General features: G+C 67.2%; 22 protein-coding genes. 11 read left to right on the forward strand and 11 right to left on the reverse strand.

Features of this window, described 5'->3' with window-relative positions; genetic code table 11:
- The first annotated feature begins 199 nt into the window (after positions 1-199).
- From CHB65_RS06655 to CHB65_RS06670, 4 genes are all read left to right on the forward strand, one after another.
- Positions 200-1,228: an ABC transporter ATP-binding protein gene (locus CHB65_RS06655; RefSeq protein ID WP_089384286.1), complete on the forward strand. Its 1,029-nt coding sequence runs from the start codon at positions 200-202 to the stop codon at positions 1,226-1,228.
- On the forward strand, positions 1,225-2,022 hold the full coding sequence (locus CHB65_RS06660) for an ABC transporter permease (RefSeq protein WP_089384287.1): 798 nt from the start codon (positions 1,225-1,227) through the stop codon (positions 2,020-2,022). Before CHB65_RS06655 ends, CHB65_RS06660 begins: the two co-directional genes overlap by 4 nt.
- 106 nt (positions 2,023-2,128) lie before the next feature.
- The gene (locus tag CHB65_RS06665; protein WP_089384288.1) at positions 2,129-3,319 is read left to right on the forward strand and encodes a DNA primase; all 1,191 of its coding nucleotides are present in this window, start codon (positions 2,129-2,131) and stop codon (positions 3,317-3,319) included.
- A 317-nt stretch (positions 3,320-3,636) separates the two neighbouring features.
- Positions 3,637-5,841: a PAS domain S-box protein gene (locus CHB65_RS06670; RefSeq protein ID WP_218818920.1), complete on the forward strand. Its 2,205-nt coding sequence runs from the start codon at positions 3,637-3,639 to the stop codon at positions 5,839-5,841.
- A gap of 49 nt (positions 5,842-5,890) precedes the next feature.
- Here the strand turns inward: CHB65_RS06670 and CHB65_RS06675 are convergent, their stop codons facing one another.
- Complete coding sequence (locus CHB65_RS06675; RefSeq protein WP_089384290.1) at positions 5,891-6,121, reverse strand: DUF7472 family protein; 231 nt, start codon at positions 6,119-6,121, stop codon at positions 5,891-5,893.
- A gap of 274 nt (positions 6,122-6,395) precedes the next feature.
- Here CHB65_RS06675 and CHB65_RS06680 point away from each other — a divergent pair, with 274 nt between their 5' ends.
- A complete protein-coding gene (locus tag CHB65_RS06680) occupies positions 6,396-6,920 on the forward strand; it encodes an SWIM zinc finger family protein (RefSeq protein WP_245809916.1) in 525 nt (174 codons plus the stop codon).
- Positions 6,921-7,170: 250 nt separating this feature from the next.
- Here the strand turns inward: CHB65_RS06680 and CHB65_RS06685 are convergent, their stop codons facing one another.
- Positions 7,171-8,478 (reverse strand): glycoside hydrolase family 68 protein, encoded by a 1,308-nt coding sequence (locus tag CHB65_RS06685; RefSeq protein ID WP_089384292.1) that lies wholly within the window; start codon positions 8,476-8,478, stop codon positions 7,171-7,173.
- Positions 8,479-8,609: 131 nt separating this feature from the next.
- Here CHB65_RS06685 and CHB65_RS06690 point away from each other — a divergent pair, with 131 nt between their 5' ends.
- Together CHB65_RS06690 and prf1 are read left to right on the forward strand one after the other, a co-directional pair.
- Positions 8,610-9,107, forward strand: a complete 498-nt coding sequence (locus CHB65_RS06690; RefSeq protein ID WP_089384293.1) for a LabA-like NYN domain-containing protein — start codon at positions 8,610-8,612, stop codon at positions 9,105-9,107.
- 61 nt (positions 9,108-9,168) lie between these two features.
- The gene (gene prf1, locus CHB65_RS06695; protein WP_089384294.1) at positions 9,169-10,419 is read left to right on the forward strand and encodes a peptide chain release factor aRF-1; all 1,251 of its coding nucleotides are present in this window, start codon (positions 9,169-9,171) and stop codon (positions 10,417-10,419) included.
- 239 nt (positions 10,420-10,658) lie between these two features.
- Here prf1 and CHB65_RS06700 read toward each other — a convergent pair whose 3' ends face one another.
- The 5 genes from CHB65_RS06700 to CHB65_RS06715 are packed head-to-tail and all read right to left on the reverse strand — an operon-like array spanning position 10,659 to position 15,450.
- Positions 10,659-11,846, reverse strand: coding sequence for a zinc ribbon domain-containing protein (locus CHB65_RS06700; protein ID WP_143420358.1), 1,188 nt, complete (start codon positions 11,844-11,846; stop codon positions 10,659-10,661).
- Positions 11,847-11,899: 53 nt separating this feature from the next.
- Entirely contained in the window at positions 11,900-12,466 is a 567-nt protein-coding gene (locus CHB65_RS06705; RefSeq protein WP_245809917.1) for a DUF7519 family protein, read from the reverse strand.
- Positions 12,463-13,803: a DUF58 domain-containing protein gene (locus CHB65_RS06710; protein WP_179213598.1), complete on the reverse strand. Its 1,341-nt coding sequence runs from the start codon at positions 13,801-13,803 to the stop codon at positions 12,463-12,465. Before CHB65_RS06710 ends, CHB65_RS06705 begins: the two co-directional genes overlap by 4 nt.
- A 4-nt stretch (positions 13,804-13,807) precedes the next feature.
- Positions 13,808-14,434: a DUF7269 family protein gene (locus tag CHB65_RS17350; RefSeq protein ID WP_179213599.1), complete on the reverse strand. Its 627-nt coding sequence runs from the start codon at positions 14,432-14,434 to the stop codon at positions 13,808-13,810.
- Positions 14,434-15,450 (reverse strand): DUF4129 domain-containing protein, encoded by a 1,017-nt coding sequence (locus tag CHB65_RS06715; RefSeq protein WP_089384296.1) that lies wholly within the window; start codon positions 15,448-15,450, stop codon positions 14,434-14,436. Before CHB65_RS06715 ends, CHB65_RS17350 begins: the two co-directional genes overlap by 1 nt.
- 106 nt (positions 15,451-15,556) lie before the next feature.
- Between CHB65_RS06715 and CHB65_RS06720 the strand changes: the two genes are divergently transcribed.
- Positions 15,557-18,484, forward strand: coding sequence for a DEAD/DEAH box helicase (locus CHB65_RS06720; RefSeq protein WP_179213600.1), 2,928 nt, complete (start codon positions 15,557-15,559; stop codon positions 18,482-18,484).
- A gap of 39 nt (positions 18,485-18,523) precedes the next feature.
- Here the strand turns inward: CHB65_RS06720 and CHB65_RS06725 are convergent, their stop codons facing one another.
- Positions 18,524-19,954: a M20/M25/M40 family metallo-hydrolase gene (locus CHB65_RS06725; RefSeq protein ID WP_089384297.1), complete on the reverse strand. Its 1,431-nt coding sequence runs from the start codon at positions 19,952-19,954 to the stop codon at positions 18,524-18,526.
- 187 nt (positions 19,955-20,141) lie between these two features.
- Between CHB65_RS06725 and CHB65_RS06730 the strand changes: the two genes are divergently transcribed.
- The 3 genes from CHB65_RS06730 (at position 20,142) to ptsP (ending at position 22,600) form a co-directional block, all read left to right on the forward strand.
- Complete coding sequence (locus tag CHB65_RS06730) at positions 20,142-20,483, forward strand: hypothetical protein (protein WP_089384298.1); 342 nt, start codon at positions 20,142-20,144, stop codon at positions 20,481-20,483.
- A gap of 72 nt (positions 20,484-20,555) precedes the next feature.
- Positions 20,556-20,876, forward strand: a complete 321-nt coding sequence (locus CHB65_RS06735) for an HPr family phosphocarrier protein (RefSeq protein ID WP_089384299.1) — start codon at positions 20,556-20,558, stop codon at positions 20,874-20,876.
- The gene (ptsP, locus tag CHB65_RS06740) at positions 20,873-22,600 is read left to right on the forward strand and encodes a phosphoenolpyruvate--protein phosphotransferase (RefSeq protein ID WP_089384300.1); all 1,728 of its coding nucleotides are present in this window, start codon (positions 20,873-20,875) and stop codon (positions 22,598-22,600) included. The genes CHB65_RS06735 and ptsP overlap by 4 nt, the downstream gene beginning before the upstream one ends.
- A 53-nt stretch (positions 22,601-22,653) precedes the next feature.
- On the opposite strand, the gene dhaM is transcribed toward ptsP, so the two are convergent.
- The 3 genes from dhaM to CHB65_RS06755 all read right to left on the reverse strand — a co-directional run bounded on the left by dhaM (position 22,654) and on the right by CHB65_RS06755 (position 24,320).
- On the reverse strand, positions 22,654-23,037 hold the full coding sequence (dhaM, locus tag CHB65_RS06745) for a dihydroxyacetone kinase phosphoryl donor subunit DhaM (RefSeq protein ID WP_089384301.1): 384 nt from the start codon (positions 23,035-23,037) through the stop codon (positions 22,654-22,656).
- Positions 23,037-23,786: a dihydroxyacetone kinase subunit DhaL gene (gene dhaL / locus CHB65_RS06750; RefSeq protein WP_089384302.1), complete on the reverse strand. Its 750-nt coding sequence runs from the start codon at positions 23,784-23,786 to the stop codon at positions 23,037-23,039. The genes dhaM and dhaL overlap by 1 nt, the downstream gene beginning before the upstream one ends.
- Positions 23,787-23,873: 87 nt before the next feature.
- Positions 23,874-24,320 carry a DUF371 domain-containing protein gene (locus CHB65_RS06755; protein ID WP_089384303.1) on the reverse strand — a complete coding sequence of 149 codons (447 nt, stop codon included), beginning with the start codon at positions 24,318-24,320 and terminating at the stop codon, positions 23,874-23,876.
- Positions 24,321-24,385: the final 65 nt, after the last annotated feature.

Below are 24,385 nucleotides of genomic sequence, written 5' to 3' on the forward strand. Positions count from 1 at the left end.
CTCCGGGTTGTTCCACCCGAGAGAACAGGTGGGTTGCGAATCTTAATATCCCAACGCTCGGGAATCCTCGCCCTTTAGGGCGGGGAGGATGTCAATTACGAGTCGGTACCGGAACCGACGCGCCTCGTGATCTCCCGGCCGACACACCGCCGACACACCGTTCGCGTCGTTTAAAAACGGAGCCGGCATCATTCCGTACATGACGAACGCACTGGAGGTGGAGAACCTTCAGAAGAGCTACGGCGATCTCACCGCCCTCGATGGCGTCTCGCTCACCGTCCCTGAAGGCGCATTTTTTGGACTGTTGGGTCCGAACGGGGCGGGCAAGACGACCTTTATCAACACGCTGGTCGGGCTGGTCAGGGCGACCGGCGGCGACGCGCGGGTCTTCGGCCACCACGTCGTCGACGACTATCGCGAGGCACGCGACCGGATCGGGCTCGCCCCGCAGGAGTTCAACGTCGACCGCTTTTTCCCGATCCGTGAGGTGTTAGAACACAAGGCGGGCTATCACGGCGTGCCCGCGGACGTCGCCGCCGAACGCGCGGATCGGGCGCTCAAACGGGTCGGTATCTATCACAAACGCAATACGCGGTTCGACTGGCTCTCCGGCGGCATGAAACGCCGCTTCATGTTGGCCCGCGCGCTCGTCACCGATCCCGATCTGCTCATCCTCGATGAGCCCTCCGCCGGAGTCGATGTGCAGCTCCGCCGTGACCTGTGGGACCTCGTCACCGAGCTCAACGAGGCGGGAACGACGGTTCTGCTCACCACCCACTACATCGAGGAGGCCGAACGGCTCTGTGATGAGGTGGCGATCCTCGATTCGGGACGGATCCTCACCGTCGCCTCCCCCGAGGAGCTGATGGACCGCGGGGCCGACCGCGTCGTCGTGACGCTGCGCGAGGCGCCGGCTCGCGTCCACGACCTCCCGGAGATCGACGGCGACGAGCGGATCGATTCGGTGGCGCTCGACGGGGGCCGATTGGTCGTCACCGCGCGACAGGGCGGGCTGATCGCCCCCGACCTCGTCCGCACGCTCGACCGTGCCGGCTACGGCATCCTCGACCTCGAGATCAAGCGTACGTCCTTGGAGGAGGTGTTCGTCGAGATGACGCGTCACGAGGACGGAGCCGGATCCGACGACGACTCACACGAGCCACGAGCGTCGACGGACGAAACAGGTGGAGTTGCCGCCGGGACCGACGGGCACGGAGGAACGCGATGAGCGGGTCGACCGGGCGGCTCGATCTGACCGGCTTTCTCACGTTAACGCGTCGGGAGATCCTGCGATTCCTCCGGCGGCCAACGAACACCTTCGCGCCGCCGCTCATCACGAACGTGCTCTACTTCTCCGTCTTCGGCGTCATCCTCGGCGAGCGGGTTGGAACGATCACCGGGGTGCCCTACATCCTCTTCATCCTTCCCGGCCTCGTCGTGTTAGGTGCCGTCTCGAACAGCTTCGAGAACGCCTCCTTCTCCATCTTTCACGGCCGGTGGAACGAGTACATCCACGAGGTCCTCACCTCGCCGCTCTCGTACGGGGGAATGGTATGGGCGTACGTCCTCTCGGCGGCGACCCGTGGGCTACTCGTGGGCGCGCTCATCGCGCTCCTCGGCTGGGCGATCATCTCCGGGCTCTATCAGCCGGTGCCGGTCGAGGAGCCGCTGTCCCTCCTCGCGTTTCTCGTCGTGATCACCCTGCTTTTCGCCGGGCTCGGTGTCATGGGCGGCCTGTTCGCGAACGATTTCGACGATCTCACCGTGATGAACCAGTTCATCCTCAGACCGCTCGTCTTCTTCGGGGCGGTCTTCTACTCGCTGGATGACCTCACGCCGCTTCTGCGCGACATCTCGCTTCTCAACCCGATGGTCTACATGGTCAACGGGGTTCGCTACGGCTTCCTCGGCGTCGCCGAGGTCGACCCGCAACGCTCGCTCGTCGTGTTGTCGGCGATGGCGGCGGTCGTCCTGCTCGTCGACGTCTTCCTCTTCCGGCGCGGCTACGGGCTCACGGATTGAGGGTTCCGATCGGACCGCGCCGGCCGGTCGCTCTGGCTTGAACCGAGTCGGCCGGTCGCCCCCGACCGGACCGCTTATTCGACGTCCCCGTCTATTCGTTCCCGACATGGACGCGATCCACGCCCGGTATCCGTTCTTCGAGGCCGCCCGCGAGGCCGTCGCGGCGGCCTCGGTCTCGCTGCCGGAGCTGATCGCGACCGACGCGCCGGCGGTCGAACGGGCTCGCGAGCGCGTCGAACGGGCGCTTTTGGAGGGAACCGTGAAGTCCGAATCGGGACCCTTCGAGGGTGGTGGGGCCGGGTCGGCGTACGACGTTCGCGCCGAGCTGCTCTCGTATCCGATCGCGCGGATCCTCGTCTCCCTGCTGGACTCGACGCCCGCCATCGAGAAGTACGCGGCCGCCGAGGCGGCGACCGCCGTCGAGCGATTTCGGTCGGATCTCGCGGCAGACGACGACCTCCGCTCTGTCTCGCGGCCGACGGTCGACCTCGATGACGTCCTCGCCGAGTTCGACCTGACCGGCGCGGTTCGACCGGCGAACGGGAGCCCAACGACCTCAACCGTCCGGTCGACCGGCTCGACCGGTTCGACCGGCGGATCGGCCGCTTTCACCCCCGGACGGGACCGCTACCGAATGGCTGTCGGGGCGTATCTCCGGCTCACCTCGCCGTCGTGGGGGCCGTCGTGGCGGCTCGTCAACCGCGAGCTGTCGGACGGCGAGGTGCCACTCGATCACGACGAGCTGCTCGAGGCGCTCACGGTCGCCGTCGAGGAGCGCGTTCGCGAGGGGCTTCCGTTCGAGCTGGAGGCGGGCGAGGGGATCGCCGCCGACCTCGAATCACGGGTGGATGACCTCAAGCGGCTGCTCTCCGAGCGGAGCTACGTCGATCCGATCGACGTCGTCGCCCCCGATCTGTTCCCCCCGTGTATGACAAACCTGATCGAGAAGACCGAACGCGACGTCGACCTCACGGACCCGGAGAGCTTCGCGTTGATGGCGTTTCTCGTCGGGATCGGCATGACGCCCGACGAGGTCGTCGCCTTCTGTGCGGACACGAGCCTCGATGTCGAAGGGATCCGGTATCAGACGGCGTACCTCCGGGACGACCGCGGCACACAGTATCCGCCGCCGACCTGCGAGACGCTCTCGAACTACGGGATCTGTCACAACGAGGAGAACCACATGCAGGTCGCCGCCGACCCGCTCACCTACTATGAGAAGCAGGTGGCGGAGGCGGACGACGTCACCGACTGGCGCGAGGAACACGACGTTCGAGTCGACTCGGAGACGGGATGACCGGGAAGTTGCGGTCGTAGCGGTCCGACAAACGGGACGACCGCAATGGAACTGCTGCCCTCTCGTCAGCAACAGCTGGCTGTTTGAGTGGCTCTCGCGGGTTCGACGCTAAACGCCTGATATCGGATCTGACATTTTCCGGGAAGGTATTATATTGTTGAACCGATCGAGTATTCGACGGTGAAAAGCCAGATGAGCGATCAATCAGCGCGGCGGCACACGGGACATCGTCACTCCCTATGACGCCCACTGGCGGATTCGATTCGAGACGTCAATCCGGCCCGCATGATCGGCTGGTGGCGGATGAGTCGCTGTCAATGACGGCCGCCACCGATCGAATCACGGTCCTCCATGTCGAGGACGACCCTGCGTTTGCAAGCCTGACTTCCGAATTCCTTGAACGGCATGCAGAGGCCCTTTCGGTGCACTCCGCACACTGTGCTGAGGAGGGGCTCGACTATCTCGAACACACCGAGGTCGACTGCATCGTCTCCGATTACGAGATGCCGGGCCGGAACGGGATCGATTTCCTCGAAGCCGTCCGTGAGACGCATCCGGAGATCCCGTTCATCCTGTTTACCGGCCGAGGGTCCGAGGAAGTCGCGAGCGAGGCGATCTCGAAGGGTGTGACCGACTATCTCCAGAAGGGAACGGGAACGGAGCAGTACGAACTCCTCGCGAACCGGATCACGAACGTCGTCGAAAAGAACCGCGTGGAACACGACCTGCGGGCCAGCCAGCGACAGCTCTCGTTGTTCATCGAACAGTCCCCGTTGGGAATTCTCACCTACGATCGCGAGTTCACCATTACCGGCGTAAATCAGGTCGGTCAGGAGATCCTCGGGTACGACGAGGCGGAACTCCGCGGCGAGTCATGGACGGTGCTCGTTCCCGAGGACGAGTACGAACACGTCGAGGAGATCACACGGGAGTTGACCGAGGCGGGGGGCGGCTATCACAGCATCAATGAAAACCTTCGCAAGGACGGTGAGCGCATCATCTGTGAGTGGCATAACCGGGTCGTCACCGACGAGGACGGCGCGGTCGTCGGTATTTTCTCGCTGTTCGAGGATGTAACCGACCGAGAAAAACGGAAACGACAACATCGACGCTTCCAGCGGGCCGTCGAATCGTCGGGGCATGCGATCTACTGTACGGACCCGGAGGGCACCATCGAATACGTCAATCCCGCGTTCGAGGAACTGACTGGTTATACGGCCGCGGAAGCGATCGGGAAGACGCCACGGATCCTCCGATCGGGGGAACACGAGGAGTCGTTCTATGAGGACCTTTGGCGGACCGTTCTCGACGGTGAGGTCTGGCGTGGGGAGGTGATCAACGAGGACAAAGACGGCGAACGCTACATCGTCGATCAGACGATCGCCCCAGTGACCGATGCATCGGGATCCATCACCGAATTCGTCGCCGTCAACGCCGATATCACCGAACAACGATCGACCGAGCGGCAACTGGAGATCCTTCGGACCGCGATCGACAAGGCCCATGCCCCCCTCACGCTGTCTGATCCGACCGAGGAGGACAATCCATTAGTCTATGTCAACGAGGCATTTACGGAGGCCACGGGCTACACGGAATCGGAAGCACTCGGCCGGAACTGCCGCTTCATGCAGGGCGAGGACACCGATCCCGAAACCGTCGCGCAGTTGCGCGAGGCGATCGACGACGAGGAGCCGATCACCGTCGAGATTCGCAATTATCGAAAGGACGGGACCCCGTTCTGGAACGAGTTGACCGTCGTGCCGGTTTACGACGGTGCAGGCGATCTGATCCGATATCTCGGCACGCAGCGGGACGTGACCGAGCGGAGGAAGCATATCCACGAACTGCGGCGCCAGAACGACCGCCTCAACGAATTCGCCGGCGTTGTGTCCCATGACCTCCGTAACCCGCTCAATGTCGCTGCAGGACGACTCCAGCTCGCGAAGGACGCGTGCGACAACGAACACTTGTCTCACGTCGAAGCCGCCCTCGATCGAATGAAGACGCTTATCGACGATCTCTTGACGCTCGCTCGACAGGGGGAGATCGTCACCGATACCGAACCGATCGAGCTTTCCTCGCTCGTTGAACGAAGCTGGACGGCCGTCGAGACGGCAAACGCCTCACTCGCGGTCGAACTCGAGAGGGGGACCACGATCCGGGCGGATGAACCGCGGCTAACACAAGTGGTAGAGAACTTGCTGCGAAACGCGATCGAACACGGTGGTTCGGACGTTACCGTGCGGGTCGGTGAACTCCCCGATGGGTTCTATATCGAAGACGAGGGGCCTGGGATCCCCGAGCATAAGCGCGACAACGTGTTTGACGCCGGCTATTCCACGGCGCGGTCGGGCACCGGGTTCGGTCTGAGCATCGTCAGCCAGATCGTCAGCGCTCACGGATGGGACGTCTCCGTCACCGAAGGCGAGGCTGGCGGTGCCCGTTTCGAGATCACCGGTCTCGACGAGAAGGGGGCAGCCGGATATGAATCGGCTGGAGGGGACAACGGGGCGGTGAGCTAGCGTGATCGGCGGATCTCGCTTTTGCCTGCATGGGCACGCGCGACGACGGTTATTCCTCGTCGGCCTCATCGGCGGCGTTCGTTCTGATCAGGTACGCCCCGACGAGCGCCATCAACAGAACGAAGCCGGTGAGCAGGCCGAGCAACGCGAGCGCACCCTCCTCCGGGAGGCCGTCCGGTTCGCCGTAGGTCACCCCGAGCGCGATGAGTCCGGCGATGAAGACGGCCGCCGCCAGCATGGAGACGGTGATCTGCCGACGGAGCTCCGCGTCGATTTCCATGGAAGCGCCTTCCCGTCGCCGCTTAAAAAGGGCTTCGAAGGGGGGCCGCCGACACCTCCCGGAAACCCCTGCGCTGGCCCGATCAATGCCCGAAACCGGCCGTTTCACCCGGATCCTTATGCGTATCGAGCGCCTCCGTTTAGGTGAAGCGGGATCCGCCCCGCAGCCATCCATGACGCACACACGAAACTCACCCGCGTCATCCGCTCAACCCACCCCGTTCGCGGCGGACGGACATCGCGACGGCCGGAGCCGTCGTGCACACACCGAGCCGATGACGGTCCGACCGCTCCGTGACCGACGGTACGTCGTCGAGACGGCCGGCGGCGTCTACGTCGTCGCCCTCGATACTGGTACCTGTACCTGCCCCGACCACGCGATCCGCGGATCGCGGTGTAAACACCTGCGCCGGGTCGCCATCGAGGTGACCGCCGGCTCCGTCCCCGCGCCGGACGAACGCGTCGGCATCTGTGCGACCTGTGGCGACGAGACGTTCGTCGCCTTCGAGGCGACCGGCCCGCAGCTCTGTGCCCGCCACGGTTTCGAGCCGGGCGAGACGGTCACCGATCGCGAGACCGGCAAACAACTGATCGTCGTGTCGGTCACCGCCCACCGGGCGGACTCGTATCGGACCGAGGAGGGTCGAACGATCGCCGACTATCCAACGAACGCCGACTACGGCGCACACGAGCCCGTCATCGAGGTCGTCTATCTCGACTCGCTTCGACCGGAACGGGAGCCGACCGACGCGAAACGGTACGGCTTCCCGGCCTCGCGGCTGGTCCGTGATCGGTCCTGATCACGATCAGCAGTTTCGAGGCGGAGCCCCCGGCCTCAAGGAGCGAGGTCTTCCGACTGGTCGGAAGCACGAAGCGGGCAGGCCGGGGAGGACAGCGAGGCACGGAGCGCCTCGGGCCGTTCGCATGGTCCGTGGGACCGAGGTCCCACGCTACCCTCAACGAGCGAGGTCGCAAGACCGAGCGAAGTAGGGAGGGGTCGGTTACATCTCCGCCTGATCTCGATCGATGACCGTGCCGAGGTGGCGTGTCTCAGCGGCGATACGATCCCCGTCCGCCCGCGAGCCGTGGCCGACCGCCCCGGTCGACCGCCTTAAGCGCCTCCCGCGGAAGCGGGACGTCGCCGTGTCGAAGCGTGCCGAGAACCGTCGTCCGGTCGCCGTCGAGGGCGACCCGGAGGGTCGGCGCGAGGGTGCCGCCGAACCGTCTGAACTGCTCGGATTCGGGGAGTTCGGCGATGCCGTCGAGGGTCGCGCCGACGTAGTCGTAGTAATTAAAGAAGCTCACGACGAGCAGCTCGTCGCCGTGGTCGTAAGCGGTCCACGAGTAGGACTGAAACGGCGCGTTCGCCGGATTCGTCGCGACCATCCCGTGGCCGTTGAGCGGCCGATACTTGCCACGGAGATCGTCGGCGACGAAGCCGTAGAGGGCGTCATAGCCCTCGATCCCGGGTGCGAAGGTGTGCTGGTGACTGGAGATGAAAAGGTAGTACTGCCCGTCGCGGACGACGAGGTGGGGCCGTTCGAGCTCCTGATTGACACAGACGGCGTCCAAGAGGGGCGGTTCGAGCTCCCAGGCCATCGGGTCGTCGGTCGGCGATCGGGCGATCCCAATGCTCCCGTTGAACTCGGCGGCGACGGGGTCGCTGTCGCAGGGATTTGTCCCCTCCGGAACCGGGGTGTTGGCCTCGAAGACGAGGTACGTCTCGCCGTCGGCGGGGTCCTCGAAGAACCACGGATCCCGGAAGGTGTAGGTCATCCCACGCGACTGGTCCTCCCGCTCGTACAGGTCGCCGTCGGGTTCGAGGAGGATCCGGTGGTCCCACTCGCCTTCGATCCGGAGGTCGGCGTCGTTAACGGCGACCACCTCGCCGCCGGTCGCGCCCGCGATCCGCTGGGTGTACGTGAGCTCCTCCTCGCCGCGAAAGCCGGATGCGGTATAAAAGGCGTAGACGGCGCCGTCCTCATACATCGCGGAGCCGGCCCACTGGCGCGAGCCGAGGGCGTCGCCATCGAAGAGCGGTCCGCCGTGGATCCACGACCGACCGTCGGTCGAGTGGAAGTAGTGTATGGCGGCGACGTCGTGACGCTTGCCCGGAAGCAGGTCGTCCGTCGCCGTCAACGCGAGGATCACGCGATGTCCATCGATCTCCGCGAGCGAGCCATCGCGATTTCGCAGCGGCCAGGTGTCCCAGACGTGGAGCCCGTCGAAGGCATCCGTCTCCGGCGGATAGATCACCGGCGAGACGGTCCGATCGGTTCGTTCGAGCCGTTCGGCCGCCTCACGAGCCCACGTGGAGCGCCCGTCCGACCGAACGGGTGTCTCCGATGAGTCGGTCATATCGGCCGTTCGCGGGTCCCCGGCAAAACGATTACTACACCCGATGAAAACTGGTCACTGTCACATCAACACGCTTCAGCAAGGGTCGGGCGATCCGCAAGTGCCTAAGCCCGTCCGACGCAGGGACGGGTATGACCGAGATCCATCCGGACCAGCGCGTCGCGGTGTTGACCGACTCACAGAACCTCTATCACTCCTCACAGAGCACGTACTCGCGGAAGATCAACTACACGGCGCTGTTGGAGGAGGCGGTTCGCGACCGGGCGCTCGTCCGCGCGCTCGCGTACGTCATCCGTGCGGATTCACCGGACGAGGGGAGCTTCTTCGAGGCGCTCCGTGACATCGGCTTCGAGACACGCATCAAGGACATCAAGACCTTCGCGGACGGCTCGAAGAAGGCCGACTGGGACGTGGGAATGAGCCTCGATGCGATCACGCTCGCCAGCCACGTCGACGCCGTCGTGCTCTGTACCGGCGACGGCGACTTCGCCCGGCTCTGTTCACACCTCAGACACGAGGGCGTTCGTGTCGAGGTGATGGCGTTCGGCAACGCCGCGGCCGAGGAACTGATCGAGGCCGCCGACGAGTTCATCGACCTCGCCGAGGACGAGGAGACCTATCTCCTCTGAGATCCGCCCGTCGGGTCCGAGGTCAAAGGTTACTTACGAACCGGGCGGCGAGTAGGGGGTAATGAGCAGCGACGCACAGGGGGCGAGCGACGACCGGCGGAAGTACGAGTTCCGCAAGGTTATCGAGGAGCTTCGCGATTTCGAGGGCTCCGGCACGCAGCTCGTCACCATCTACATTCCCGAGGACAAACAGATTTCGGACGTGGTGGCCCACGTCACCCAGGAGCACAGCGAGGCCGCCAACATCAAATCGAAACAGACCCGGACGAACGTCCAGGACGCGCTCACCTCGATCAAGGACCGCCTCCGCTACTACGACACCTTCCCGCCGGACAACGGCATGGTGATCTTCTCCGGCGCGGTGGACTCCGGCGGCGGGCAGACCGAGATGGTCACCCGGACGCTCGAATCACCACCTGAACCGATCGTCTCGTTCCGGTATCACTGCGATTCGAACTTCCTCACGGGGCCGCTCGAACACATGCTGGAGGACTCGGGGCTCTTCGGGCTCATCGTCCTCGACCGACGGGAGGCGAACGTCGGCTGGCTGAAGGGGAAACGCGTCGAGCCCGTCAAATCCGCCTCCTCGCTCGTCCCCGGCAAACAGCGGAAAGGTGGCCAGTCCGCCCAGCGGTTCGCCCGCCTCCGGCTCGAAGCGATCGACAACTTCTATCAGGAGGTCGCGGGGATGGCGAACGACCTCTTCGTCCCGAAGCGACACGAACTGGACGGGATCCTTGTCGGCGGGCCCTCGCCGACGAAAGACGAGTTCCTCGACGGGGACTATCTCCACCACGAGCTGCAGGACAAGGTCCTCGGCAAGTTCGACGTGGCCTACACCGACGAGTCGGGACTGAAAGACCTCGTCGACTCCGGCAGCGAGGCGCTCGCCGATCAGGAGATCGTCGACGACAAGCGGCAGATGGACGAGTTCTTCGAGAACCTTCACACCGGCGAGAAGGCGACCTACGGGTTCGATGAGACACGTCGCAACCTGATCATGGGCTCGGTCGACCGGTTGCTCATCTCCGAGGACCTCCGCTCGGACGTCGTCGTCTACGAATGTCCCGACGGCACCGAGGAGTACGAGGTGGTCGACGCGCGACACTCGACGCCCGAACACGAATGCAGCGAGTGCGGGCAGCCGGCCGAAATGAAAGACCGCGAGGACGCCATCGAGCACCTGATGTCGATCGCCGAACAGCGCGGGACCGAGACGAAGTTCATCTCCACGGACTTCGAGAAGGGCGAACAGCTGCTCGACGCCTTCGGCGGCATCGCCGGTATTCTGCGGTACTCGACGGGCGTCTGAATCGTGTATGAGAACTGTGCGGCGTTGACGAGACGCTTTGCGTCTCGTTTGCACACCAGAAATCTCCGATTTCTGGGGACGGCCTCAGAAACGCTCGCGTTTCCGATGGGCTGCACGAGAGCTTGCTCTCGTGAACGCTGTATCCCCTCCCTGCTCGCGCCTCCCATTCGGTCAGCGCTCGCTGAGGAAGGGGGCTTAGCGCCTCAATTCAGCTAAGCGGCGCACCCGCCTGCACCGGTTCACTCACGTCCGCTGTGTTCCGACTTCGATTTCGACGTCGACCACTCGAACGCTCCATTCCCTTCTTTTTCCATCTTCCCCTCGTCTTCCGTCGCTACGTTGCCATCGTCGTCTTCCGTCGCTACGTTGCCATCGTCGTCTTCCGTATCGGTATTCCGGCCTAGCTCGTCGACCTCGACCCCCTCGAACTCGACGGTGTCGTCGTCATCGAACAGTTCCGTTTGCGCACACTCGGCACAGTAGTGGTTGTGCCGCATCGAGTGGGTTCTGATCGGTACCCCCGCGATGACGGTCTCGTCCCGTCGCCGGCGGAGAAGCCCGCCGCGAAACGACTCGCCACAGACGACACACGGCTCCTCGACCTGCTCGACGGGACGGATCACACGATGATCGACGGTTCGGTGGCGGCCGAACGCTCGCGGGCCATGCCGCCGTTTGAGCCGCGCTTCGACCGGCGGCGCGATGCCTAACCCGACGAGGAAGAATCCAAGCCCGAGGCCGACCGCGAGCGCCGTTCCCACGTTGATGGCGGTTGCACCACCGAGGGAGAACCCGAGGAGCAACGCGCCGACGAGCAGCAACAGGCCGCTTAATAAGTACGTGGAGACGGTTTCGACGGCGGTCGATTCCGTAGTACTCGCGGTAGCCGGCTCGATCCGCTCCGGGGAACTCGGATCCGGATCGTGCATCGAGAGGTAGCGGGTTTCCGCCAGTATCGAGTAGTGATACCAGCCGTACAGCAGGTTGCCCACCCCGCCGGTAAAAAGCAGCAACAGGACGTGGATCGGGATCGATCCGACGTCGCGGTCGACCAGTTCGACACGGTCGCCGTGATCGCGGCGGACCTCCCAGCCCGCCTCGACGTACCGGGCGACGCGTCGTCGAAAGGCGTCGTACTCCCGGTCGGTGTCGTGGTCGGCGGCCACGTCCGATGATCCGGACCGTCCTCGTGTCTTCTCGGCCGTTGCCGGCTCCCCATCGGTGGCCGACCGCGGCTCGCCACACCGCGAACAGTACGCGTCGTCCGGCCCGAAACCAGTCCCGCAGTTCGCACAGTACGCCGGCGGGCGCTTCCCGCCCCGTACGACGCCGCAGCTGGGACAGAACCGGGCATCGGATGGGATCGTCCCGCCACAGTCGTGACAGCGTTCTGCCCCCGCTCCGGGGGCGTTCGTCTCGGAGGGCACGAACGATCGTTTGTCTCAGCGACACATAAGTGTTCGACCGCGTGTCCATCCGTCTACCTGAAAAACGAAATGAGCACGACGGCCCCGAAGAGCAACAGCGTGAGCGCGGCGACCGGTTGGCCGCCGGCCGCGACCGCGTAGGTGCCGTAGACGACCGCCACAGAACCGATCCCGACGAGCAGGTTCGTCCCGGCGTGAACGAGCACGGATCGGCTGGCCCCCCCATCCCGCCCGACGTGCTCCCCGAGCGAGAGGCCGTGATCCGTGCTGTCCCATGCGAGCGCGAGCGCGACGGCGGCGACGAGGAGCGGCTCCGGGGCCGCCCCCAGATAGCCCGCGAGTGCGAGCCCGGCGACTCCCAGCGCGGCCGCCCACGTGAGCAGTCTCGGTGCGGCGAACATGGCACCGATCCAGAGCACAAGCACGCCCAGACCGACGAGTGCACCCCCGATCGGTGCCGCAAGGAACGTCGCGAGAAACGCGACGAGGCCCGCAAGCAGCCCCACGACGACCGCGAGAAGCGGCGGTCGGTCGTCGCGCGCTTCTCCGGTCCCCTGTGTCTCGTCCGTGCGGTCGTTCACGACGCCGTCTTCACTCTCCGATCCCCCCGCGGCGCTCATCGTGACCACCGCCGGGTCGCCCCCGCGACGGCGACCGGAAACGACCGGTCTCCCCACTCGATGGTCCGTATCCCCGCGCCACGAAGCCCGCGGACACGTTCGCGTCGCTCGTGGGCAACGAGTCGTCCGCCGAGCGTCCCCCGTGTCGTCACGTTTGGGGAGAGGACGGTCACGAGGTGGCCGTACGCGTCGATCCGCTTTGCGACGGTGGCCGGATAGCGATCGACGAGCGGGCTGAAAAAGAGGACCTGTGCGTCCGTGGGAAGCCGTCGTCGAAAGCGACGGAACCAGAGCGAGGGATGAAAGACCTCCTCGCCCGGCGTCGGCGCGAGCGCGGGGTCCGTCGCGAGTACGTTTCGACCCCGGACAGCGTGGGAGGTACCGGTTCCGGGTGGGAGCCAACAGTCCGGCGCGCCGAGGGTCGCGACACCCACCCGGTCGCCGGCATCGAGGAGCGCACCGAACGCCTGACCGGCGGCCTCGATCGACGCCTCGACCGCCGTCTCAGCCGTCGGTTCGGACGCGACGTACGCCTCCTCCCGGGCGTCGATGAGCAACACGACCGTCGCGGCGCGCTCCTCGCGCAGCTCCAGCGTGGCGAGTTCGCCGGTTCGGGCCCGTCGGTTCCAATCGATCCGTTTGAGGGGATCGCCGCGACGGTACTCGCGGGTGGCGAAAAACTCGACGCCCGAGCCGCCGACGTTCGTCGACACCCGCCCGTGATACTGCGTCGTCAGCCCCCGCAACGGGAGGTCGCTCCCCGCGGTGAGTTCGGGGGTACAGACGATCCGCGTCCCGTGATCGAGACGGGTCTCGCGCTCCCGCGACCCGGCGGGATTGCGGGTGATCGCCCGCATCGTCCCCCACGTGTGCTCGCCGCGACTCGCGCGAACGGCGTAGCTGAACGTCGCGCTCCCCCCCGGTTCGAGCGCGGTCGCGAAGCGAGCCGGGCCCTCGATCACCTCCAATCCCGGGGGCACGCCGTCGATGAGCCGAAGATCGGCGATGCGTGTGTCGCCGACGTGAGTGACACGCACGGTAACACGTACCTCGTCGCCGGGTTCCGGGGTCTCGTCGCTCACGGTTCGGGCGACCTCGAGCGTCGCCTCGGGAGCCTCCCCGAACCGCGTATAAAGCCCGTATCCGACGCCGACCGCACCGACGAGTATCGGCCCCGGTTGCGTGGTGAGCACCCCGACGGCGATCAGCACGAGCGCCGCGCCGGCGATTCCCACCCATCGCTCCGTGTCGAAGGGGTACATCGACTCGCGCTCGGTCCGTCCCGAACCCCCTCCGGCTTCGTCCGTCCCATCCTCGACGACGGTTCGCTCGCTCATCCCGTCATCCCGCCTCCGTGGTGTGTTTTCCGGCGTCGGCCTCGGCGCCGTCCGTCGTGGCCTCGGGATCGGCGAGCGACCCTGTGTCCAGCGGATCCGCACGCTGGATCGCCGCCATCGACGCCTCAACCCCCGCCCGAAACGTCGATCGGCCGAGCAGCCGTGTCCGTATTCGATGGCCGATCGGCGCGGTGCGCTCCGGGGAGAGAAACGCCGCCGCGACCGGATCGTCGGTCCACTCGCCCGTGGCGACGAGGTCCGCGGCGCGTGCGGTTGAGCAGTTACGCTCGCGAGCCGTCGCGGTGATGGCGACCGCCCGAACACGCTCGCGCAGTCGCTTTCGAAGCCCGTATCGGCGGGGGCTGGTCCCGATCGCACGCGTGAGATCCGAATCGAACTCGGTTCCGGGCACGACCGCCTGCACCCGTCGCTCGGGCTCGCCGGGATCGAGCGAGCGTCGCTCCGCCCGTCGACGCGCGTTCGCGTATCGCAGCCCCTGGACGACGGCGAACGCCCCGACGAGGGTGACCGCGACCGTCGAGAAGGCGATCGTCCCGGCGAGTCCGTGATCGAACAGGAGGATGAAGCCGGCGAGAACGGTCGCCACGCCGACGGCGACGCGCAACCGCATCAGGGATCGCCTCCCTGTCCGTCGTCACGTCGCTTCTCGCCTCTTTCAGGGGTGTGAGCCTTCTCACCGTCTTCCCCATGGGTCGCCTCGATCCGTCTGAGCGCTTCGACGGCCCGATGCTCCCGATCGCCGGTCGGATCCGCGCCGCCGTAACGTACCCGTTCGAAGACGGCCGTCAGCTCCTCGACCGGCTCGGGTTGGACGCCGGCGTCGATCGCTGCCGTGGCGAACTCCCCGGGCGTCGAGGACGCCGGCCGGTCGATGTCGAGCACCTCGGTCATCTCCCGCCACGCGCGATACACCTCGTTTTCGGCAGCCCCGGATTCGATCCGGTCGGCCGCTTCCCCCGCCGCCCGGCCGACGGCGGCGAGGTCCGGCGTCGTCGTGTCCCCCTCCTCGTGGTCCGGCTGGCCGTGGACGCCGTCGTCCTCGTCGTCGCCGCGGGTCGCGAGCAGGGCGAGCAGGCTCACGATCAGGGCGGCGACGACCACGAGGAGAAACAGCGCCTCCGGCGTCGAGACCGCCTCCCCGTCCCCACCGATCCCGGGCACGCCGCCGCCGGGATCGAAGATCGCGTCGTCATCGTCGTCGCCGTCGGCGAAGCTGATCTGCGGGTCGATCTCCAGTTCCGGGCAGAACGCCAGGAAGGCCCACACAAGGCCGACGGGGAGCGCGACGGTCACGGCGACGACGGTGCCGGCGAACAGCGAGCCGGTATCACGGCGGGCGAGCCAGCCGAGCGCGGTGAACAGGGCGAGGAGTACGAGGATGGCCGGCGGCTCCGCGAGCCACGGATAACAGATCCCGCCGAACGAGAAGTCCGTCGAGCCGCCGGGCTCGGCGCCCAGCCCGGTCTCATCGGCGGCGTCCTCCCCGACGGCTCCCTCGGGCGTTTCGCCGCCGCCGAAGCCGCCGCCGTTCGTCGTCACCGCGGTGTCGAGCGTCGCGGCCGCGACGCCGAGCGCGACGACCACGAGGAGGGCGAGGAGGAGGGTGACGATCGACTCGCGGTTCACGCCCGACGGTATCGGCTCCCCGGGCGAATACCTTTCGGCGGCGAAAGGGATCGCCACACGGCCTCCCTCCGACGCCCTTAATCGCCCGAGCGCCCAAGGGTCGTCGATGTCGGACACCACGGGGATGGACGCGTTCACGCACCTCGGGCCGACCGTCCGGGCGGCGCTCTCCGAGCGTGGCTTCTCCACGCCGACGGCGCCACAGCGGCAGGCGATCCCGCCGCTTGCGGCCGGCCGCAACGCGCTCATCATCGCCCCGACGGGCTCCGGCAAGACGGAGACCGCGCTGTTGCCCGTGCTCGATTCGATCGTCGCCGCCCGTGACGCCACCGGACACCCGCCGCGGCCGGGCATCTCCGCGCTGTACATCACCCCGTTGCGGGCGCTCAACCGCGACATGATGGATCGGCTCGACTGGTGGGGCGACCGGCTCGACCTCGACATCGCCGTCCGTCACGGCGACACGAGCCAATATGAACGCGGCAAGCAGGCGGACGACCCGCCCGACGTGTTGATCACCACGCCCGAGACGCTGCAGGCGATCCTGACGGGATCGAAGCTCCGGGTCGCGCTTGCGGACGTCGAACACGTCGTGGTCGACGAGGTCCACGAACTCGCCTCCGCGAAGCGGGGCGCACAGCTGACCGTCGGGCTCGAACGCCTCCGACGGGTCGCCGGCCCGTTTCAACGGATCGGGCTTTCCGCGACCGTCGGTTCACCGGAGGAGGTGGGACGGTTCCTCGTCGGTGGCGGTCGACGCGACCCGGATCGGGAGGGCGACCGGCGATTCGAGACGGTCGAGGTCGACGCCGGGTCGCAGGCGGACGTTCGCGTGCTCGACCCCGAAATCGTCGACCGCGACTCGGCGCTCGCGGGGAAACTCGCGACGGACGAGACGACCGCGAGCCACGTTCGGACGATCCGCGAGATCGTCCGCGAGCACGAATCGACGTTAATTTTCGTCAACACCCGGCAGACCGCGGAGGCGCTCGGCGCGCACTGCAAGCGGCTCGCGGAGGCCGAAGAAGAGAATAACACCGACGGCACAGGCGACGCCCCCGTCGAGATCGAACTCCACCACGGCTCGCTCTCGAAGGACGTCCGGGTCGACGTCGAGGACCGTTTTAAAAACGGCGACCTCGACGGGCTCATCTGCACCTCCTCGATGGAGCTCGGCATCGACGTCGGCAGCGTCGACCACGTCGTCCAGTACGGCAGCCCGCGTGAGGTCGCCCGGCTCCTCCAGCGAGTCGGCCGCGCGGGTCACCGCCGCGATCAGGTCTCGCGCGGGACGGTGATCACGCAGGGCGGCGACGACACGCTTGAGGCGATGGCGATCGCTCGCCGGGCGCGTGCGGGACTCGTCGAACCCGCGAACATCCACCACGCCAGCCTCGATACCGTCGCCAACCAGATCGTCGGGGTCGTCATGGACGAGGACGAGGTTCATGCCCGCGAGGTATACGAGACGATCACGAACGCCTACCCGTTCCGCGACCTCACGGAGCCGACGTTTCAGGAGGTCGTCCGCGAGCTCTCGGGCAACCATCTGCTCTGGCTCGATGAGGAATCGGACACGCTCTCGAAGTCGGGCGGGACGTGGCAGTACTTCTATGCGAACCTCTCGATGATCCCCGACGAGTCGACCTACGAGGTGTACGACGTCTCCTCGCGGCGGGGGATCGGGACGCTCGATGAGCGGTTCGTCCGCACCTTCGCCGGCCCGGGCGAGACGTTCATCCAGCGCGGCGAGATGTGGCGCATCGCGGAGGTCGACGACGACGAGGAGCGGGTAACGGTCACGCCGATCGCGGATCCGGCCGGCGAGATCCCCTCGTGGGTCGGCCAGGAGATCCCCGTCCCGAAGCCCGTCGCCTGCGAGGTCGGCAGCCTTCGCGGGGAGGTCGCAAGCGCGCTCGACGCGGGAAGCACGCCCGAGGCGGTCGCCGGCGACCTCGCGGACCGCTATCCCGTGGACGACCGATCGGTCGCGGCCGCCCTGTCGGCGACCGTGGACCACGTCGCGGCGGGCCACCCCGTCCCGACCGACGGGCGGCTGGTGATCGAGGGCTCCGCGCGGACCGTCGCGCTCAACGCGCCGTTCGGCCACGAGGTCAACGAGACGCTCGCGCGGCTGCTCGCCGCGCTCGTCGGCCAGCGCACGGGCTCGTCGGTCGGGATGGATGTCGATCCCTACCGGATCACCTTCGAGGTGCCCGCGGGCGTCGGTCCCGAGACGTTCCGCGAGGTGTTGGAGACGACCGACCCCGACCACCTGGAGGCGTATCTCGAACTGGCGCTGCGGGACGCCGACACCCTGAAGTTCACGCTGGCACAGGTCGCCGCGAAGTTCGGGACGGTCAAGCGCTATCGGGAGGGTCGCGGTCGGTTCGGCGGCGACCGCCTGCTCGCGGCGCTCGAGGGGACGCCGATCCACGAGGAGGCGCTTCGGGAGGTGTTTCACACCGACCTCGACGTGCCGGAGACGGCGGCGCTCCTCGAAGCGATTCGTGATGGGACGGTCGCCATCGAGACGGCCCGCGAACGGACGCCGATCGGGACGGCGGGACGCTCGGCGGGCGTGGAGTTCCTCGTCCCCGAGAACGCCGACGCCGACGTGATCGAGACGGTGCGCGAGCGGATCCGAAACGATCACGTCCTGCTCGCGTGCCTGCACTGTCTGGACTGGACGCAGAAGACGAAGGTCCGGCGTGTCCGCGAGCAACCCGAGTGTCCCGACTGCGGCTCCACGAGGGTCGCCGCGTTGAACCCGTGGGACGAGGAGAGCGTCGATGCCGTGCGTGCCGGCGACCGCGACGAGGAGGAGGAGCGACTGGCGAAGCGGGCGCATCGGTCCGCGAGCCTGGTGCAGGGGCACGGCAAGCGGGCCGTCATCGCGATGGCCGCGCGCGGGGTCGGCCCGCACAACGCCGCCCGGATAATCAACAACCTACGTGAAGATGAAGACGAGTTCTACCGGGACGTGTTGCGTCAGGAACGCGAATACGCGCGGACGCAGTCGTTCTGGGACTGATCCCAGTTGCTCCCCTCCGGCTCCGTGAACGGGACGGTGTTAGCGGGACTCACCCGCATCCGCCCCGTCCTTCCGATCCTCATCGGCCGCCGTCGCGACCGCCCGTAGCACGCGCGTACTCGTCCGGATACCCTTTTTGAAGTGATCGAGCGCGTAGTGTTCGTCCGCGGAGTGCTGGTTGTTGTCCCGCTGTCCGTGTGGAATGCTGACGTGCGGAAGCCCGAGAACGTCCGTGAACAGGGCATACGGCGCGGAGCCGCCGCTGAGCGGCTTGACGACGGGCTCCGCGCCCCATCCCTCGGCCACCGCATCGACGAGCGGTTTCCGATACGGCGAGTCGACGGGCGTCCGCGTCGGATCCATCTCCCCGTGGCGTGTCAGGGTCGTCTCGAACCGATCGTCGGCGTGGCGTTCGACGTGCGCCGCGATCCGATCGAAGACGCCGTCGGGCGTCTGATCGACCACCAGCCGAGCGTCGATGGTCGCGCTCGCCGTCGAGGGAACGATCGTCTTGTACCCCTCCTCGACGTGGCCACCCGCGAGGCCGTTGATGTTGAGCGTCGGGTAGTACAACGTCTTTTCAAGGACGGTTTCTCCCGGACCGTCCTCGAGGTCGCCGACCCCCAGCTTCGCGGTGAGTTCGTCGATATCGGGTTCGATGGCCGCGATGAGATCGCGGTCCGTCTCCGTGATCGGTTCGATGTCATCGTAGAAGCCGTCGATGGCGATCCGGCCGTCATCGGCATACATCGTGCCCAACAGTCGCGTGAGTTCCCGCGCGGGGTTCGGGATCGCCCCGCCGTAGTGGCCGGAATGAAGGTCGCCGTTCGGGCCCCGGACGCTCACCTCGACGATCAGGATTCCGCGGTTCCCGAAGACGACGGTCGGTCGACCGGACTCATCGACCGGGCCGTCCGAGTTGATCGAGACGTCCGCACGAAGCGCCGACTCGCGCGCCTCGACCACCTCCATGAGATTGGGACTCCCGCTCTCCTCCTCGCCGTCGAGCAGCAACGTCACGTTGACCGGCAGCCCGACCGTCTCCCGCAACGTCTCGACGGCCGCGAGATACGCGACGTGCTGTCCCTTGTTGTCGACGGTCCCGCGTCCGTAGAGGTACTCCCGCCCGTCGATCTCCCGACGGGTCGGCTCGAAGGGCGGATCGGTCCACTCGGCCGGCACCACCGGCTGGACGTCGTAGTGGCCGTAGACGAGGACGGTCGGCGCGTCGTTATCGGGGTCGTTGTCAACGAAGGCGTGGGCGATCACCGCTGGATGGCCGCTCGTCTCGACGATCTCGGCCGTATCGAAGCCGTATTCCGCCGTCAATGACCGCAGCAGCTCTGCACACTCGCGGATGCCCTCGCCGGTCGCGCTGATCGAGGGCTGGGAGACGAGCCGCGTGAGATCGGCAACGTACTCCTCAAAGCGGTCGTCGACGGCGGCGTCGACCGTGTTGATTGGTGTCATGGGTTGTCGTGGTGTCTGGGGGCAAAAAAGCGTGCCTGTCCGATGCGTTTTGCCTCGGTCGGCCTGTGTTCCAACGCAGCAGCCGTTGTGCTCTCCGGTCAGTGGTTGGATCTGTTCCGAAAACGGACGCACACTCGGTGCTCCGCCCCGACCGAGGATTTAGGCGACTCCTCCCCATAGCGAGGGTATGGACCTCCTGATCCTCGGAATCCTGATCGGGCTCCCGCTCCTCTGGCTCGTCGGCTTCGCGGCCTACGTCTACGTCGACGCGCCCAAAAACGGGATGAACCCGCGCAAGTGGGCCGCTATCGCCTTCTTCATCCCGTTTTTCGGCTTCTTTGCGTACCTCTTCGAGCGCGGCGAGCAGGACTATGACCCGTCCGAGGACCCCTATGCGGGCGGGGAGGCTCCGTTCGCCATCCACGAATCCCGACGGGGCGAGAAGCCGCTCGGGCCCGCCGGGACGGAGCGCGAGGAGAACGAGAACGAGTGGAACGACCCGAAGGGCGTGGATCTCCCCGAGGAGTGAGTGGATTCGTGGGACGTCCACAACCAGCTCGCCGTGGGCAACGTTTTCCACCCGTCGGGTCGTTGCCGGCGCATGGAACGCATCGTGCGGGTCGTCCCGGAGGCCGGGTTGCACGCGAGGCCCGCCTCACAGGTCGTACGGACAGCAAACGGCTTCGACGCGGCGGTGACGCTTGAGGCGATCGACGGCGACGCCCCGCCCGCGAGCGCGACGAGCATGCTCGGCGTGACGGGGCTCAACGTGAAACAGGGTGAACGCGTCCGGGTCGTGGCGGAGGGCTCCGACGCCGAGGCGGCCCTTGACGCCATCGAGTCGATCCTGACGGAGTCCGTCGAAGATGGAGATGGTGACTCCGAGTCGGAAACGGACGGTGACGGTGCCGACGACACATGAGCCGCCAGCTCGACGGTACCGGGGTCACCGCCGCCACCGGCGTCGGGACCGCGTGGTGGCTCGACGACAGCGACCCGGCCGATCTCTCCAGCCCGCCGGACCCGGGGACGGTCGATCCGTCGAACGAACGCGATCGATTCGAGACGGCACGCGAGGCGGTTCGCGCAGCCCTGACTCGCGAGCGTGACCGGACCGCGAGGGAGGTCGGCGAGGAGGAGGCGGCGGTCTTCGACGCGCACGTCGAGTTCCTCACCGACCCCGCCATCGAATCGGCCGTGGCCGAGGCGATCGAAACGGGGCGTCCGGCCCCCCACGCCGTCCGCGACGCCTTCGCCGGTCACATCGAGACGTTCGAGGCGATGGAGGGGCGCATGGCCGAGCGCGCCGACGATCTCCGGGATGTCCGTGACCGTCTGCTCCGCGAGCTTTCGGACACGGACGTGACCGACGGCCCGCCCGACGGCGCGGTCGTTCTCGCGACGCGGCTCACCCCGAGCGAGGTCACGCGACTCGACCCGGACCGTGTCGCGGGGGTCGCGACGGTCCTCGGTGGCGGCACCGCCCACGCCGCGATCCTCCTCCGCTCGATGGGGATCCCGGCGGTCGTCGGGGTCGGCGAGGACCTTCGATCCGTCGACGACGGGGCGACCGTCGGTGTCGACGCCGCCACGGGGACCGTTCACATCGACCCGGATCTCGACGTTCGAGAACGGCTCGAATCGACCGACGGGCCGCCGGTCATCCACGATCGGGTGACCACCAGCGATGGAACCGCGGTGGAGGTCGCGGCGAATATCGGATCGGCCGCGGAGGCACGCGCGGCTGCGGAGCGGGGGGCGGACGGCGTCGGCCTCTTTCGAACCGAGTTCCTCTTTCTCGATCGCGACGCCCCGCCCGACGAGGACGAACAGTACGGGGCGTATCGGGACGCGCTGGCGGCGTTCACCGAACCTGTCGGGGGCGACCATGAGGACGCCGACCCGCACGAACCGCCCGACCGCGTGATCGTCCGGACGCTCGACGTCGGCGGCGACAAGGACGTCCCCTATCTCGACCTCGACCCGATCGAGAACGGCTTCCTCGGCGTCCGCGGGATCCGCTTCTCGCTCGGGCCGGGGCGTGCCCTCTTCGAGACACAGCTTCGCGCTTGTTGCCGGGCGGCCGCGGGCGGTCCGCTCGCGGTGATGTTTCCATTGGTGTCGACGCCGGGCGAGCTCGAGGAGGCGATCGCGGTCCTCGACGACGTGCTCGATGGACTCCGTACCGAGGGCGTCGAGTGCGCCCGTCCCGAACTCGGCGTGATGGTGGAGACGCCGGCGGCGGCCCTCTCGGCCGCGGCGCTCGCCCGTCGGGTCTCGTTCCTCTCCATCGGCACGAACGACCTCTCCGGCTACGTGATGGCCGCCCAACGCGACGTGGACGCCGTCTCGTCGCTCGCGGACCCGCTCCAGCCGGCCGTCCTCCGCGCCATCGACCGGACGGTCCGCGGCGCGCGCGAGGAGGACGCGTGGGTCGGCGTCTGCGGGGAGATGGCCGCCGATCCGGATCTGACGCGGCTGCTCGTCGGACTCGGGGTCGAGGAACTGAGTATGGCCGCACCCGCCGTCCCTGCCGTGAAGGCGGCCGTGACTGCGATCGACGACGATGAGGCGCGTTCGACCGCGGAGGCGGCGCTCGATGCGGAGACACCGGCACAGATCCGATCCATGCTCTCTCCGGACTGAGCCGGACGTCGCCCACGCGGTGTCAGTCGACCATTCGTCCTCTTATCTCCACCTCAGAGCTTCCGACTGTCGTAGGCTCCCTCCGCGATCGCGACGACGTCATCGAGGGACGCGTCGGGTGCCGTGGCGGCGACTGCGGCCTCGACGGCCCCCTCAAGCACGGGCGCGTCGGCGATCCGCGCGGTCACATCGCCCGTTTCGATGGCGAGTTCGGCGTTCATGACGGCGCTGCCGAGGTCGACGAGGACGGCGACGCCGTCGCCGTCGTCCGCCTCCTCGATCGCCGACTCGATCCTCGGTGCGGAGGTGCCGATTCCCCCGTCCGGTCCGCCGCCGGCCGCGACGATCGGGGCGTCCTCGCCGGCCATCTGTGCGGCTACCTCGACGATACCCGCCGCGGCGTCGCGGCTGTGGGAGACGACGACTAACCCCACCATCACTCCGCCCCCTCGGGTTCGTCTTCAACGGCCTCCGCGAGGTCCAGTCCCTCCTCCTCGGCCCTGATGACGGCGGGGTCGCGGGCGTCGCGCTCGACGTCGCCATCGAGATGCTCGACCGCGACGTCGAGGATCGCCTCCGCGAGGATCAGCGTGCTCGTCGCGCCCGGATCCTGATGGCCGACGGACCGCCAGTCGAGATACGACGCGCGTCCCTTCCGCGCCCGGAGCGGCACCGTGTAGGCGACGCCGCGCTCGGCGGCATCGACGGCCTTCGCAAGTGCCTCCACCGGCGGGAGCCCGTCGATCTCGATCGACTTTTTATACGTATGGACCGCCGGCGTGAGCGCGTCGACCATCGTCTTGTCGCCGACGCGCGCGCCGCCGCGGTCGGTGAGCTTTTCGAGGTACGCCTCCGCGAACGCGACGGTCGTCTCCGCGGTGACGCCGTCGGCGAGTGCCGTGCTCGCGCTCATGATCGACCCGCCGTATAACGGCCCCGCCGCCCCGCCGACCTCCGAGATGATCGTCGTCCCGACGGTTTTGACGATCTCGGCGGGGTCGGCGTCGTCCATCCCTTCGACCCGCTCGGCGACGGCCCCGAAGCCACGCGCCATGTTGGCCCCGTGGTCGGCGTCGCCGATCGCGGAGTCGAGGTCCGTGAGGTATGTCCTCTTCTCCTCGATCCGATCGGCGGCCTCGAGGATCGCCTCGCGCACCGCTTCGCTCTCGTCGGCGTGCTCCGTCATGGGCGTCCGATCGGCACACACCCACAAGAGCGTAGCGGCGGGGTCGCCGTTTCCGCGTCGGTTATAGGTGCAGCTGATGGACCCATCTCACCGCTCGACGGTAAGACGAAGCGTCGCGTCTCCACCCTCCGCGAGCGCGGCGACGAGGTCGCGGTCGAGGTCGGCCGCCGCCTTGTCGGCCTCCACGAGGATCGTCCGCTCGTCGTCGGTGTAATCGCTCGTGCGCCCGACCATGGAGCGGTCATCGAGCAGCGTCAAGTCCGGGTCGCCACGGCCGACGATCGCCTCCTCGTGGGTCCCTTCGGACGTCTCGACGACGATCGTGGCCGTGATCGTCGCCGCAGGGTCGCGGCATGCGTTTTTAAATTCGGGGGCGAAGTCCCGCGGCGTCCGATCGGCGTCGACCGCGAGAATACAGTCGCCGGCGGGCGTGAGCCAGCCGTCGGTCGTGAACTCGAACGTGCTCGCGTGCTCGGCGGTGACGTTCTCGTGTCCCCTCGCCCGTATCTCCTCCGTGAGACGGTCGCCGGTCATACCTGTGGGACGGTCGGCGGTTATACGACGGTTTCGACCGCCCGCAACGGGTCGGCGGTCGTCGC

The sequence above is a fragment of the Halorubrum vacuolatum genome (assembly GCF_900188065.1).
GTDB classification, from domain to species: domain Archaea; phylum Halobacteriota; class Halobacteria; order Halobacteriales; family Haloferacaceae; genus Halorubrum; species Halorubrum vacuolatum.